The 13,924-nt window shown below is 43.2% G+C and carries 12 protein-coding genes; 9 read left to right on the forward strand and 3 right to left on the reverse strand.

Features of this window, described 5'->3' with window-relative positions; genetic code table 11:
• Nucleotides 1–90: 90 nt before the first annotated feature.
• A complete protein-coding gene (locus MLE17_RS02180) occupies nt 91–1,233 on the forward strand; it encodes an endo-1,4-beta-xylanase (protein WP_243346426.1) in 1,143 nt (380 codons plus the stop codon).
• 526 nt (nt 1,234–1,759) lie between these two features.
• Here the strand turns inward: MLE17_RS02180 and MLE17_RS02185 are convergent.
• Entirely contained in the window at nt 1,760–3,649 is a 1,890-nt protein-coding gene (locus MLE17_RS02185) for an ABC-F family ATP-binding cassette domain-containing protein (RefSeq protein WP_243346429.1), read from the reverse strand.
• A 533-nt stretch (nt 3,650–4,182) separates the two neighbouring features.
• The gene (locus MLE17_RS02190; RefSeq protein ID WP_243346430.1) at nt 4,183–4,374 is read right to left on the reverse strand and encodes a cold-shock protein; all 192 of its coding nucleotides are present in this window, start codon (nt 4,372–4,374) and stop codon (nt 4,183–4,185) included.
• Nucleotides 4,375–4,719: 345 nt separating this feature from the next.
• Here MLE17_RS02190 and rlmD point away from each other — a divergent pair, with 345 nt between their 5' ends.
• The 7 genes from rlmD (at nt 4,720) to cobC (ending at nt 12,151) form a co-directional block, all read left to right on the forward strand.
• Nucleotides 4,720–6,132 (forward strand): 23S rRNA (uracil(1939)-C(5))-methyltransferase RlmD, encoded by a 1,413-nt coding sequence (gene rlmD / locus MLE17_RS02195; protein WP_243346439.1) that lies wholly within the window; start codon nt 4,720–4,722, stop codon nt 6,130–6,132.
• Between the two features lie 12 nt (nt 6,133–6,144).
• The gene (locus MLE17_RS02200) at nt 6,145–7,647 is read left to right on the forward strand and encodes a T9SS type A sorting domain-containing protein (RefSeq protein WP_243346449.1); all 1,503 of its coding nucleotides are present in this window, start codon (nt 6,145–6,147) and stop codon (nt 7,645–7,647) included.
• Nucleotides 7,648–7,819: 172 nt separating this feature from the next.
• Nucleotides 7,820–9,163 (forward strand): hypothetical protein, encoded by a 1,344-nt coding sequence (locus tag MLE17_RS02205; protein WP_243346451.1) that lies wholly within the window; start codon nt 7,820–7,822, stop codon nt 9,161–9,163.
• Between the two features lie 2 nt (nt 9,164–9,165).
• The gene (locus tag MLE17_RS02210; protein ID WP_243346453.1) at nt 9,166–9,639 is read left to right on the forward strand and encodes an NfeD family protein; all 474 of its coding nucleotides are present in this window, start codon (nt 9,166–9,168) and stop codon (nt 9,637–9,639) included.
• Nucleotides 9,640–9,657: 18 nt separating this feature from the next.
• Nucleotides 9,658–10,650, forward strand: a complete 993-nt coding sequence (gene floA, locus MLE17_RS02215) for a flotillin-like protein FloA (protein WP_243346456.1) — start codon at nt 9,658–9,660, stop codon at nt 10,648–10,650.
• 94 nt (nt 10,651–10,744) lie between these two features.
• Nucleotides 10,745–11,617, forward strand: a complete 873-nt coding sequence (locus tag MLE17_RS02220) for a nucleoside phosphorylase (protein WP_243346458.1) — start codon at nt 10,745–10,747, stop codon at nt 11,615–11,617.
• Between the two features lie 6 nt (nt 11,618–11,623).
• The gene (cobC, locus tag MLE17_RS02225) at nt 11,624–12,151 is read left to right on the forward strand and encodes an alpha-ribazole phosphatase (protein WP_243346460.1); all 528 of its coding nucleotides are present in this window, start codon (nt 11,624–11,626) and stop codon (nt 12,149–12,151) included.
• A gap of 50 nt (nt 12,152–12,201) precedes the next feature.
• On the opposite strand, the gene MLE17_RS02230 is transcribed toward cobC, so the two are convergent.
• Nucleotides 12,202–13,311: a hypothetical protein gene (locus tag MLE17_RS02230; protein WP_243346462.1), complete on the reverse strand. Its 1,110-nt coding sequence runs from the start codon at nt 13,309–13,311 to the stop codon at nt 12,202–12,204.
• Nucleotides 13,312–13,515: 204 nt separating this feature from the next.
• Here MLE17_RS02230 and MLE17_RS02235 point away from each other — a divergent pair, with 204 nt between their 5' ends.
• A complete protein-coding gene (locus MLE17_RS02235; RefSeq protein WP_243347088.1) occupies nt 13,516–13,917 on the forward strand; it encodes an acyl-CoA thioesterase in 402 nt (133 codons plus the stop codon).
• The last annotated feature ends 7 nt before the right edge of the window (nt 13,918–13,924 follow it).

Consider the following 13,924-nt stretch of genomic DNA (forward strand, 5'->3'; position numbering starts at 1 on the left):
GTAGGCAGGAATATTGAACTTTAAATAAATTGAAAAAGAATACAGCAAACAAGAGTTGTTTCTCTTACTAATTATTCCATTTCTAAAACCATGAAAAACAATCGAACAATCTCGCAATGGGGATGCTATTTCCTTGTATTATCAATGTTTATGATCACAGGGTGTGCCAAAGATGAAATACCAGAAGTCAAAAAAACAACCACACCAACACCGACCCCTGCCGATACCATAGTCCCACTAAAAACCCTTTTTGGGAAAATGTTTCCCATCGGGGCAGCAGTAGCATCTAATCAAGTGCTTTCGAGTGCTATCCAATACAACACTTTAAGAAAACACTTTTCAAGTATTACTCCCGAAAACTGCATGAAGCCCGATGCCATAGAACGGGTAAAAGGAGTGTTTACATGGGCCGAAGCCGATCGCATTGTAGCCTTTGCTCAAGCCAACAACATGAAGGTCAGAGGACATTGTCTCACATGGCATTCGCAGACTCCCGACTGGATGTTCTATGATGAGAATGGAGCTCTGCTATCAAAAGAAGTAGCTTTAAAACAACTGAAAGAGTACATTACCGCCGTTGTGTCGCGATACAAAGGAAAGATATATGCCTGGGATGTAGTGAATGAGGCTTTGTCGGACTGGACTCCAGATGCCAACGATATGTATCGTAAAGATTCTCCCTGGTATAAGATTTGCGGAGATGCTTCGTATATCGACTCTGCATTTGTATATGCCCACCGTGCAGACCCCAATGCCAAGTTATTCTACAACGATTACAACGAGATCTACGGTTGGAAAAGAAATAAGATATACAATTTGGTAAAAGGACTCAAGGATAGGGGTATTCCGATACACGGGTTGGGGATGCAGGCGCACTGGAATGTGGGTTTCAGCGAAAACGACATCAGAACAACGCTGGATCTGTACAAAACATTGGGCGTCGATTTGCAATTGACCGAACTGGATTTATCTGTTTATAAATCGGATACCGATGCCTCATCGACAGTCTATACTACTGCCTTTTCGGAGAGTCAGGAACTTGCTTACCCCAAACTGTTTAAGATAATAGCAGATTATAAAAGCTATATTACCGGGGTAACATTCTGGGGTGTAGCCGATGATTATACATGGCTCGATAAGTCCGACAGAAAAGCTTTTCCATTTCTGTTGAATACAAACCATCAACCCAAAAAAGCTTATGGAGCTGTACAGAAAATGATTAAAGCGTTATAATTAAACCGGTTGGTTAACAGATTGGAGCAGATTAGAAGTTTCCCCGTTGAGAGACAGGCTCCGCCTTCACCCAGTGCTCCGTAGCCTGCAAAAAACAACAAACACAAAAGAACGGTAGGCCGTTGGGCGACAGGCTCTGTCTTCGTCCTCTTTAATAACAAGCGTCCCCGCTTGTATAACAAACCCCAGATAAGCGATAGCATCCCAAAAGCTATCGCTTATCTTACATAAAGAGGTAATATATTGGTCTATCCAGACGCGATAAATCGCGGTCTCTACCAAGCATTACAGAAAGTCCCCCACTGGCGTGAGTTTAGCGATAGCGTCCCCGATAGAGATCGGGACCGTGACCAAAACCAAGACAGCTTGTAGCTGTAATAAATAAAGCAGAAAGCCGACAACATAAGGTCGATTTTCTGCTTTATTGATTCAAATCCAGAATTCTCCGAATTCTAAAACAGCTACAAGCTGTTTAGGTTTCCAGCACGAGTTCGCTATCGCTAAACTCGCGCTAAAGGAAGACAACCTACGCCATCTCACTCAATTCCAACCAGCGCATAGACTTCTCGTCAATCAAATCGATCAACTCACTGATGCGGGCAGACTTTGTCAAAAGATCATCGGTTGAAAGCATTCCGCTACTCATCTCCTGCTCCAGTTGCGCTTTCTCAGATTCCAGTTGTGGAATCTCCGCTTCCAGTTGCTCAAACTCCCGCCTCTCCTTATAGGAAAGCTTCTTCTTACTATCATCAACCGGACGGGCAGGTTTATTGGATGCAGCCGGTTTATCCTCTTTCTTCGCTTTCTCAGCCTGAAGCTGCTTCTCCTCTTTATCCTTCAGCTCCTTCCATTCGCGATAATCGGTATAGTTACCGGGGAAATCTTTCAGCTTCGCATTCCCTTCGAAGACCATCAGGTGATCCACCACCTTATCCATAAAGTAACGGTCGTGCGATACCACAATCACACACCCTTTGAAGCTTGAGAGATACTCCTCCAAAACATTCAACGTTACGATATCCAGGTCATTGGTCGGCTCATCCAGTACGAGGAAGTTCGGGTTACGCATCAAAACGGTACAGAGATAAAGGCGACGCTTCTCTCCCCCACTCAGCTTATAGACGAAATTATGCTGGGTCTCCGGCGCAAAGAGGAAGTGTTGCAGGAACTGGGAAGCAGTCAGCTTGTTGTTATTGCCCAGATCGATCACCTCGGCCACCTCACGCACCACGTCAATCACCTTCATCTGCTCGTCAAACTTCAGGCCGTCCTGACTGTAGTAGCCGAATTTTACGGTCTCACCAATATCAATCTTTCCGATATCAGGAGCCACATCGCCCATCAGCATCTTGATGAAGGTCGATTTACCCGTACCGTTATTTCCCACGATACCCATTTTCTCATAGCGGGCAAAGACATAGTTGAAGTCTTCCACAATCTTCAGATCGCCGAAGCTCTTGTAAAGATGTTCAATTTCGAATATTTTACTGCCGATGTATGAGGCTTTCACATCAAGTTTCACATCACCGGCGGCACGTTGTTGCTTGGCCTTCTTCTCCAGGTCGTAAAAAGCATCGATACGGGATTTCGCTTTCGTGGCGCGGGCCTGCGGTTGACGGCGCATCCACTCCAGCTCTTTGCGGAGAAGGTTGTTGGCGCGGTCGATTTCTGCATTTTGCGACATGACACGTTCTTCGCGTTTCTCCAGATAGTAGGAATAATTCCCCTTATAGGTGTAAAGTTGTCCGCGGTCCATCTCGATAATCTCGTTGCACACACGGTCAAGGAAATAACGGTCGTGTGTCACCATCAGCAGGCTGAGGCGTGAACGGTTAAGATAACCCTCCAGCCACTCGGTCATTTCGAGGTCAAGGTGGTTGGTCGGCTCATCGAGGATAATCAATTCCGGTTCGGAAATCAGCACGTTTGCCAAAGCCACCCGTTTCAACTGACCACCGGAGAGCTGCTCTACCTTCTGATCAAAGTTGCGAATCTTCAGTTCGGAGAGGATTTGTTTCGCTTTCTGCTCGTAATCCCACGCTTTGAGGTGGTCCATGCGGTGCAGAATATCCTCCAGATTGGAGTGATCGCCCGTCGCCATAGCATTCTCATACTCGGCAATCAGCTTCACGGTTTCGCTTTCTGAATGGAAACAGGCTTCCAATACTGTCAAGCCGGCAGGATATTGCGGATCCTGCGCCAGGTAACCGACCTTCAGGTCACGACGATAGACGACAGAACCGCTGTCGTAATCCTCTTTGCCGGCCAGGATGTTGAGCAACGTAGTCTTACCCGTTCCATTCGGAGCGATCAGACCGATACGTTCTCCCTCGGCAATCCCGAAACTTATATTTTCAAATAATATCTGACTGCCAAACGATTTGGTCAGTCCATCCACTTGCAGGTAACTTATCATTGGGTTTGTTTATTTCAAATGCTTATGGTGGAAAATTCCACGCTATTTATATGTAAAGAGAAGTTTGTATCACAGAGTTCCACAGAGAAATGCACAGAGAGCCACAGAGATTCTGGAATCTTTGCTATGAAACACTACATTCAACGCGTCAAGCGGCCTGAAGCCGCTGATCGCTGGCGCCCCCACACCGGGCAGCGGCTCCAAGCCGCTTGCCGGGTTGAATAAAATCCAGGCACTAGGAGCGAAAATCACAGTACCAACTATCCGTTTGCAACACTCATTATATCAGAATGTCCATTCAAAACACCCTCATCATATAAAAGAGGTGCAAAATTAGCAAAGAAGATTGGATAGTCGTGTGTCTGATTGAATTTTACCTGTTTGAAAGAGGCAAAGATGCCATACGACTTCGTTTCCATCACTGAAAAAACAGATTCACGAAGTTTTAGCAGAAACATCAAGTCTCAAAAGGGCACAAAAAAAGCCTCACTAAAGTAAGGCTTTGATTGTAATGTAATGATATATAATATAGACTATACTCGTTTAACATTTACTGCATTTAATCCTTTTTTTCCTTCCTGAAGGTCAAAAGTCACTTCGTCATCTTCCTGGATGTCATCTTGCAATCCTGATACGTGTACGAAATACTCATTCGAAGAATTACCATCTTTGATAAAACCGAAACCTTTTGACTCATTGAAAAATTTTACTGTACCTTTATTCATTGGTTCTTAATTAATTTGGCGCAAGTTACGCATAACTTTCCACCTGCTTGCTGATTTTCAGTATTTTATTATTTATTACAGTATTACCACTCTGTTCACGAATATACTTTTCCAGTGCTAAAATGCAAAAAGGCAACTCACAACACAATTATTCCTTCCAATATCTTCAACTAATAAAGGAACCGCAACCTCTGAAAACAGGCTATATTTCCCTACGAATAGGACAGGTTTTCTTAAACAAACCCAAAGCAATCTATTTCGTCCGGTTTACCCGATACCGCACGGTTACGGGTATGAGCAAATTATATTATCTTTGCGATTCAAATTTTGTAAAAGACTAAGACATTGGCACGTAAACACAAACCTCTTCCCCTGTTAGAGAATATCACCATCACAGATGTTGCCGCTGAAGGCAAGGCTATCGCCAAAGTGGATGACCTGGTTATTTTTGTACCCTATGTAGCTCCCGGCGATGTAGTTAACCTGCAACTGACCCGCAAAAAGAATAAATATGCCGAGGCTAAACCGGTGCATTTCCATAAACTTTCGGAGAAAAGAAGCGAACCGTTCTGCGAACACTTCGGTGTGTGCGGTGGCTGTAAATGGCAGCACCTGCCCTATGAGGAACAGTTGAAATTCAAACACAAACAGGTATTTGATAACCTCACCCGCATCGGCAAGGTAGAACTTCCGGAGTTTTTCCCGATTCTCGGTTCTGAGAAGACCCGTGATTACCGTAACAAAATGGAATTCACCTTCTCCAACAAGCGATGGCTAACAGATGAAGAGCGCCTGTCCGATACGAAATTTGACAACATGAACGCGCTGGGATTCCACATTCCGGGGATGTTTGACAAGGTACTCGACATCAACAAATGCTGGTTGCAGGACGGCGTCTCCAACCGCATTCGCCTGGAAGTGAAAAAGTATTGCCTGGATAACGATATTACCTTCTTTGACCTTCGCAACAAGGGCGGCATGATGCGAAATATCATTATCCGCACCAGCACGACCGGTGAAGTAATGGTGATCGTCGTCTTCTATGAGGATGACGTTGAAGTTCGTAACGCTTTGTTACAAAATATTGCAGATAAGTTCCCTGAGATCACCTCTTTGCAATATGTTGTTAATCAGAAGGCAAACGACACAATTTCCGACCAGGAAGTGATTGTATTTAAAGGAAGTGATTGTATATTTGAAGCAATGGAGGACCTGAAATTCAAAATCAGTCCGAAATCGTTCTATCAGACCAACTCGGAGCAGGCCTATAACCTGTACAGCATTGCACGTAACTTTGCCGGACTGACAGGAAACGAACTGGTTTACGACCTTTATACCGGAACCGGAACCATTGCCAACTTCGTGGCTCACCAGAGCAAACAGGTCATCGGTATCGAATACGTGCCCGATGCTATCGAAGATGCTAAAATCAATGCCAAACTGAATAACCTGGATAATACACTCTTCTTTGCCGGAGATATGAAAGATATCCTCAACGAAGACTTTATCCACCAATATGGCCGCCCCGATGTGATCATCACCGACCCACCCCGTGCCGGAATGCACGATGATGTTGTGAAGACCATCCTGTTTGCGGCGCCTAAACGCATTGTGTATGTTAGCTGTAACCCTGCTACGCAGGCACGCGACCTGAGCCTGCTGGACGAAGCATACCGTGTGGTGAAAGTACAGCCGGTAGATATGTTCCCGCATACACATCATGTGGAGAACGTAGTATTATTAGAGAAAAGATCATAACCCATTCATATCATGAGAAAACTGTTATTCGGAAGCATACTTATTATTGTCTCTTTTTGCTTTGGCATAAAGGTGCAAGCCAGTCGGATCAACGATCTTGGCGCTCCCGACAGTATTCTTTACCAACTGAATGATCTGAATAAAACCTATAAAACCGTTTACCAATACAAGGTAAACGGTTTTACTGCCACTACTTCACAGTTTGACGATAATGCTTTCAAATGGATTCCACTCAAACAAAATATTCTGCAAACTACAAACGGAGTAGAGACACTTATCGAAAAGAACTTCAATGCTGCTGCCGATAGCTTTATCAGTTTTCAAAAGTTTGAAACCAAAACCGATTCATTAGGCAGATGCCTGTTGCATGCTTTCTATAGCTGGGACTCGATTGCCTCAAACTGGAAAGGAGTTAATTTCAAAACGGAGAAAAGTTTTGATGCAAAAGGCAATTTGACGAGCTTTACCAATTCTGAGTGGGACAAAATCCATCACGTATGGTCGGTTTATGCAACCGGTAATTTCAGCTACAACACAGCCGGAAATCCGGATACTGTAAATTACTTCGTCCCCAACACATCCAAAGAGCTACTCCCCTCTTCCAGAATCATCAACAGCTACCTGTCGAATGGAAAACAAGAGCTGGAAACAGTATTTACATACAATACAACATCCGGTTCATTCATACCTTCATTCCGATACAGATATGTCTATGGTGATACAATCAACCAAACCACTCAATACCTGGAACTGAGTGATTCTACCCATAACCAATGGAACAATTTCCAGAAAACGGAAATGCTCTTTGATAAACAGGGGAATCTAAGCTCGTATGTTGTCTCGGATATTGACACTCTATCCCAACAATGGGTAGAAAGATATCGTCAAAACATCTCTGCAACAGCCAAAGACAATAGTTTGCAGGCTTTTATCAGTTATGCTCCGAATAACAACGAACTGGCTTCAGAGAAATACAACCTCAACAACCTGAATGGAGCGGTAATGTTGAGCGATACGCTTTATGAAGAGGGCTTACTCAGTGCTTATAATCAAAGTCAGTTTTTGATTCAAAACGGAACGATCACATCCTTCTCTAATAAAAACTCGAATAACAATACGAGACTGGAATGGAGCATAGATGAGACAAACAAAACACTGAATGTCAATCAATTTACACGTTTAGCTGCTTCAACAACTAAAACCGAAGAGATAAACCGTTCGGTGATATTCTATTTCGGCTCCAGTAAACCGGCTATAGAAACCAATCTCCCTCAAATCAAAACCGGCAAATTGACATTCTATCCCAACCCGGCACATGAAAATGTGACCATTGCCAATGCAACGGAACAGAGCTGTATTTACCACATCCTGTCTATTGATGGAAAGCCATTGAAAACAGGCTTCGCTAACGAACAGTTGAATACCATCCCGTTAAGCAACCTGCCGCAGGGAGCCTACATCCTTCAATTAAGTTCGGGTAACACCACCATTTCCAGAATCCTTATTAAGCAGTAAGAAACCAAACATTCAAATATACAGGCGATTGAACTACTCAGTCGCCTTTTTTGTATCCCCTAATCTTCAATATTTACCGGAAACAACCGAGAAACTGTACTGCAATTCAAAAAAAAGTCGTAAGTTTGAAAGGAAAACTAACACACCCTATTCCCTAACAACCACCATTGCTATGAAACTGATAAAGATTAAATTAACCCTTTTAATTTTATCTGCTTCTACACTATCTCACAGTCAGACCTTCGAAGAAGCCAAAGCTAATTTCGATAACAAGCACTACCTGAAGGCAAAAGAACAATTCAGCAAAATACTGAAGGCAAAAAAAGACCCGCTGACAAACCAATACTATGCACTTTGCCAGGCTCAGGTCGCATACACCAATTATCAGTTTGATGAAAGTGCATTGTTATTCAAAAAATGCGCCGATGATCCCAAAACGGATACTAAACTCAAAGCTTTTGCCGAGAAAGGACTCTCTTATGCCTCCGTTGCTTCCCGCCAGATACGCGGTGTGGAAAAAGTGCAGATCATTGACAGTATGGTTGTTGACAAACAGGATTTCCTGAAGACATACCAACTCAGCAGTGAATCAGGATCTGTCATGAGCACCGATCATTTCTTCGGCACATCTACCGGTAACTTCGCCTCGGTATATCAAAACCAACGCAAGGATAAGATCTATTTTGCCGAAAAGAGCGACGGTAACAATTTCCAGCTTTATACCCAAAACCGTCTGTTGGACAGTTGGAGTGAAAAGACGCTTCTTCCCGATGTTATCAATACAAAGGCTAATGAGAATTTCCCTTACGTTTTGACTGACGGTACTACATTGTACTTTGCATCTGACGGTGAAGGTTCAATCGGAGGTTATGACATCTTCATCACCCGCTTTAACCTGACAAACAACAGCTATCTGGCCCCCGAAAATGTAGGAATGCCGTTTAATTCCATCTACAATGATTATATGATGGTGATAGATGAGCAAAATAATATAGGATGGTTCGCCAGTGACCGTTACCAACCGGAAGGAAAAGTGGTTATTTACCTGTTCATTCCGAATGAAAGCAAACAGGTGTATGAAAATGAGACTCCCGATAGACTCATCCGTCTGGCTCAATTGCGTTCAATCAAAGAAACCTGGAAGAAAGGAGCCAATTATCAATCACTTCTGGACAAAATCAGAAATACGGACAAATCTGAAGACTCACAATCTTACACAAAAGGAGCGTTTCGTTTGGTGATTAACGATAAGCTCATTTATAATAACTGGATTGATTTCAAAAATGAAGATGCAAAATCAGCCTTTAAAGAAGCGATACAATCCGGAAACAAACTACTTTCCATCAAAAACCAATTGCATAAACTCAGGGAAGAATATTTGTCATCGGATCAAACCCATCGTGAAGAAGTCTCCAACGCTATTTTAACTTTGGAAAAAGAGGTGGAAGAGCTTCAAACCAAACAAGCAGACCTGAAACTTAAAGCAATCAATCTGGAAAATCAAAATCTCAGATAATTATGTGTATTGATCTGATAATCATCATAGTCCTATTGCTGGTCGGCATAGGTCTGTTAATCCTCGAAACCTTCTTCATTCCGGGGTTCGGTATTGCAGGCATCGCCGGAATTGCATTCTTTGCGGGTGGCATAATGTTTGCCTTTTCCTCGCTCGGCGCAAAAGGAGGAACTATAACATTAAGTGCCTCTATGATCATTACAGCTGCCCTTTTTATCTGGTTGATAAAGTCAAGCGCACTGGACCGTTTAGCCCTGAAGACACATATCTCATCAAGCGTTGCGGATGAAAAACACAGCAAAATAGAGCCGGGAGATCACGGTGTGACCATATCTCGTCTTAACCCGATTGGCAAAGCGATGATAAAAGACGAAATCGTTGAAGCTAAATCAGAACTGGGCTTTATCGATGAAAATACGCCTATCGAAGTGATTTCAGTCCATCCCACACAAGTTATAGTTAAACCATTAGTATAAACTTAAAAACAGGAAGTTATGCCTATTCAATTTAGCTTATTGCTACTCGTAGTAGCGATTATTTTGTTGAGCATTTTCTTTTATTTCGTGCCTTTCCTATTATGGATTTCGGCAAAAGTATCCGGTGTCAGCATCTCACTGATCCAGCTCTTTCTGATGCGCATCCGGAAAGTCCCCCCGACAATCATCGTCCGTGCCATGATTGAAGCACATAAGGCTGGTCTGAACAAACTTACCCGTGATGAACTTGAAGCACACTATCTGGCAGGTGGTCATGTGGAGCGCGTGGTTCATGCCCTGGTGTCTGCCTCAAAAGCAAACATTGACCTTAGCTTTCAGATGGCAACGGCCATTGACCTGGCAGGTCGTGACGTATTCCTGGCTGTACAGATGTCTGTAAACCCCAAAGTAATTGACACCCCTCCAGTAACCGCTGTTGCTAAAGACGGTATTCAGTTGGTGGCTAAAGCCCGCGTTACCGTGCGTGCCAACATCAAACAGTTAGTGGGTGGAGCAGGTGAAGAGACCGTATTGGCACGTGTAGGTGAAGGTATCGTATCATCTATCGGTTCATCGGAAAATCACAAATCGGTGTTGGAGAACCCCGACTCTATTTCCAAACTGGTATTGAAAAAAGGGCTAGACAGTGGCACCGCATTTGAGATTCTCTCCATTGACATCGCTGATATTGATATAGGACGTAACATCGGTGCTGCATTGCAAATGGACCAGGCCCAGGCTGATAAAAACATCGCCCAGGCAAAGGCAGAAGAGCGTCGTGCCATGGCAATTGCATTGGAACAGGAGATGAAAGCCAAAGCACAGGAAGCACGTGCGAAGGTAATCGAAGCCGAAGCTCAGGTGCCTCAAGCCATGGCAGAAGCTTTCCGCAGTGGAAATCTCGGTATCATGGATTATTATAAAATGAAAAATATCGAAGCCGACACCAATATGCGCGATTCAATTGCCAAACCGGGCAAAACGGCTCCGGGAAGCGATAAAATCGTTTAATAAGAAAATCGAATAGATAAACCAACTTTCCCGGAGTTCTACACTTTGAGAAAGTTGGTTTTGTAATTTCGCCTCCAGCTTAATACAGAATTCCATGAAATACTTTCCTGAATCAGAGCTAATCATCAATCCGGATGGTACCGCATTTCACCTTCATATCAAACCGGAACAACTGGCAGAAAAAGTCCTGCTGGTTGGTGACCCGGAACGGGTAACTCTCGTTGCATCCCATTTCGACACCATCGAATGTGACGTATTGAATCGTGAATTTCACACCATCACCGGAACCTACAAAGGCAAACGCATAACAGCTATGTCGCACGGAATCGGCACCGATAATATCGACATCGTATTGAATGAACTGGATGCACTGGCCAATATCGATTTTGATACACGAACAGAAAAACCGGACTTTCGTCAGCTGACCCTGATTCGTGTAGGAACTTCCGGCGGGTTGCAACCGTTTCTCAAAATTGGTTCGTTTTGTATTGCAGTGAAATCAATTGGCATGGATACCGTGTTGCACTATTACAGTGGTGGAAATGATATCCGTGACTTCGAATTTGAGTCTGCCTTCAAGAGCCAGACCAACTGGCCGGTAAAACTGGGAGCCCCTTATGTGGTACATGCCGATGAGGAGCTAGTTTCCCGTTTTGAAAATGTAGAAAACATGGTAAAAGGTGTGACCATTTCCGCTATTGGTTTTTACGCTCCACAAGGACGCGAACTTCGTATTCCATTAGCATTCCCCGACCTGAACAAGAATATTGAAGCATTCCGGTTTGAAGGTGATTGTATCACCAACTACGAGATGGAAAGCTCTGCTCTTGCCAGCCTTGCCCACCTGATGGGACATAAAGCGGTAACGGTCTGCACCATTATCGCGAACCGCCTGACCAATGAAGCGACTCCTAATTACAAATCGTCAGTAGATGATTTAATCAGGATTGTACTTGAAAAGATATAACCCGAAATGAAGCTTATTCTTATCCGTCATACTTCTGTTGCACCTCACCCCGGCATTTGTTACGGGCAAAGTGACGTGGATTTGGCAGAAACCTTCCCGGTGGAAGCAGAAGCAGTTGCGAACCAAATACGCCACCGACAGTTCGATGCAGTCTATGGTAGTCCGCTAAGCCGCTGCCGAAAACTCGCCTCACACTGCGGTTATGAAGAACCAATCCTGGATAACCGTCTGATGGAGTTGAATTTTGGTAACTGGGAGATGCAAAACTGGGATGAAATCAATGACCCTCACCTGCAAACCTGGTACAACGACTGGATTTATGAAAGACCTACCGGTGGTGAATCATTTCACGACATGGTATTACGGGTAAATGAGTTTATTGAAGAACTAAGGCAAAAGAATCATCGTGAGGTGTGTATCTTTACCCACGGGGGAGTTATTCGCATTGTAAAAATATTACAGGGCCATTTCCCAATAGAAGATGCCTTCAGGCATTCGGTCGAGTTTGGAGAGGTTGTAGAATTTGACATTTGACCATATAAAAGAGAAACGCACGGAGAATCAAATCTTCTGCGTTTCTTTTATCAATCATATTTTTCAGCCAGCAGAACTGTCGATTGAATATATTCAAATTCCGTCTCGAAAGCATTGCTAAAGAATTTCTTACCCATATTGTCCACAATCTGTTGTTCGGTCCAAAGCTTTCCTCCTTTCAGATACCTCATCTTCAAAATCTTATCATTCTCCAGGGGTAACATATAGAGATAATTGAGCGTCTTACGGTCGGCTGTTTCATGCACATATTTCAGAATAAAGCGGGGATTGAGTTTGACCTTTCCAAAGTGCTTGTGCAATAATCGCTTCACCGCATCCTGGACATTTTCCCCATAATTAATATAATCTTCGAGCGGCAAACAAACTGTGCACGGCTCAAACGGATAATCGGTTGGACGCTCTTTCAGGTAAAGTTTTCCGTCATATTTGATTAATACCCGCACCAAAGGATGAAGAAACTTATTATGATGAGCAAGGCTTTCGCTGAGAGCTATATGTCCGACTACTCTCGAATTATCGTCCACCACCGGCACAAAACGTTCTTCCTGAATCTGTTTCCCCATCCATCTCAGATTGAAATATTCCGTAATGGTTATCACAATAATGAGGAGAGGTAGAAGGCTTCTGATGATAAAGATATGCAATTCAGCGTTTGGACCGGAGTAGAATGCCCGGTGCAAAACCGTAACAAGCAAATGCACAGGTATAAATACAAAAAAGATTTTAGAGACGAAAAAGAAGATTTGCATCGCCGGCTTCAGGGATATCTTCAGACTGATTTTCAAATTGTTGTCGATAAAGCGATGAATGCGCTGCTCCAGCAACTTCATGATTGCCAGACAAACAAAGAAACAGCATTGAACTATAGCCACAGGAAACTGATGCAAAAAGCCGGTCGGTACAAACAAATACAGGGAGTTAAATATAAGCAGGGTAATCATTGTCGGCAAACTAAAAAACTGAAATATCCGTTTCTCTGCCAACCAGAGACTTAAACCAAATATTATAACAGAAAAAGCGAGTGAGATATCCACCGCCTTTTCTACTGTATTCGAAAGTATCAGAATCGAAAATACAAATAAAGGAGAAATGCCAATAAAAGGGTTATAAAAGAACTTCGCTATTTTATTTCTAAGCATATAAAAGGGTTTTCAGTATAACACGTAAACCGTCGTTTGGGCTGCAAAAGTAATACATATTACGCTTTTTTGACACTCCCCGTTATAACTTTGGTTTTTATGCTGATTCAATGAAATATCATTTCTGTGTATCATTCTACCTGGTAAGCATTCTCATTTGCCCTAAAAATCGTATTTTTGGCAAAAATATATTTTCTCCATACAATGGCAAACTACATTTACGAGCTTAAGCTCAAGGTAAGAGACTATGAATGTGACAGTCAGGGCATTGTAAACAATGCCGTTTACCAAAACTATCTGGAGCATGCACGCCACGAGTTCCTGGCCGCCGAAGGTATCAACTTCGTCGATTTGCACCAGCAAGGTATTGACCCGGTCGTTTCACGCATTGATATTCAATATAAAACACCTTTACGTGGTGGGGATGAATTTATTTGCCGCCTGTATTTACTCAAGGAGGGCGTAAAATATACTTTCATGCAAGATATCTTCCGTGCCTCAGATGAAGCAGTTTCAGTAAAGGCCAGAGTGGAAACCGTTTGTTTAGTTAACGGAAGACTTTCGCGTGGTGAACATTTCGACCCGATTTTCTCCAAATACCTTTAAATAAAAG

It is taken from the genome of Parabacteroides sp. FAFU027 (assembly GCF_022808675.1).
Taxonomy (GTDB): domain Bacteria; phylum Bacteroidota; class Bacteroidia; order Bacteroidales; family UBA7332; genus CAXXIC01.

What these genes read in the sequence shown, in the direction of transcription:
- MLE17_RS02230 (WP_243346462.1), bottom strand. Translation starts at nt 13,311, where the DNA reads ATGCTTAGAAATAAAATAGCGAAGTTCTTTTATAACCCTTTTATTGGC.
- MLE17_RS02190 (WP_243346430.1), bottom strand. Translation starts at nt 4,374, where the DNA reads ATGAATAAAGGTACAGTAAAATTTTTCAATGAGTCAAAAGGTTTCGGT.
- floA (WP_243346456.1), top strand. Translation starts at nt 9,658, where the DNA reads ATGCCTATTCAATTTAGCTTATTGCTACTCGTAGTAGCGATTATTTTG.
- MLE17_RS02185 (WP_243346429.1), bottom strand. Translation starts at nt 3,649, where the DNA reads ATGATAAGTTACCTGCAAGTGGATGGACTGACCAAATCGTTTGGCAGT.
- MLE17_RS02220 (WP_243346458.1), top strand. Translation starts at nt 10,745, where the DNA reads ATGAAATACTTTCCTGAATCAGAGCTAATCATCAATCCGGATGGTACC.
- MLE17_RS02210 (WP_243346453.1), top strand. Translation starts at nt 9,166, where the DNA reads ATGTGTATTGATCTGATAATCATCATAGTCCTATTGCTGGTCGGCATA.
- MLE17_RS02205 (WP_243346451.1), top strand. Translation starts at nt 7,820, where the DNA reads ATGAAACTGATAAAGATTAAATTAACCCTTTTAATTTTATCTGCTTCT.
- cobC (WP_243346460.1), top strand. Translation starts at nt 11,624, where the DNA reads ATGAAGCTTATTCTTATCCGTCATACTTCTGTTGCACCTCACCCCGGC.
- MLE17_RS02180 (WP_243346426.1), top strand. Translation starts at nt 91, where the DNA reads ATGAAAAACAATCGAACAATCTCGCAATGGGGATGCTATTTCCTTGTA.
- MLE17_RS02235 (WP_243347088.1), top strand. Translation starts at nt 13,516, where the DNA reads ATGGCAAACTACATTTACGAGCTTAAGCTCAAGGTAAGAGACTATGAA.
- MLE17_RS02200 (WP_243346449.1), top strand. Translation starts at nt 6,145, where the DNA reads ATGAGAAAACTGTTATTCGGAAGCATACTTATTATTGTCTCTTTTTGC.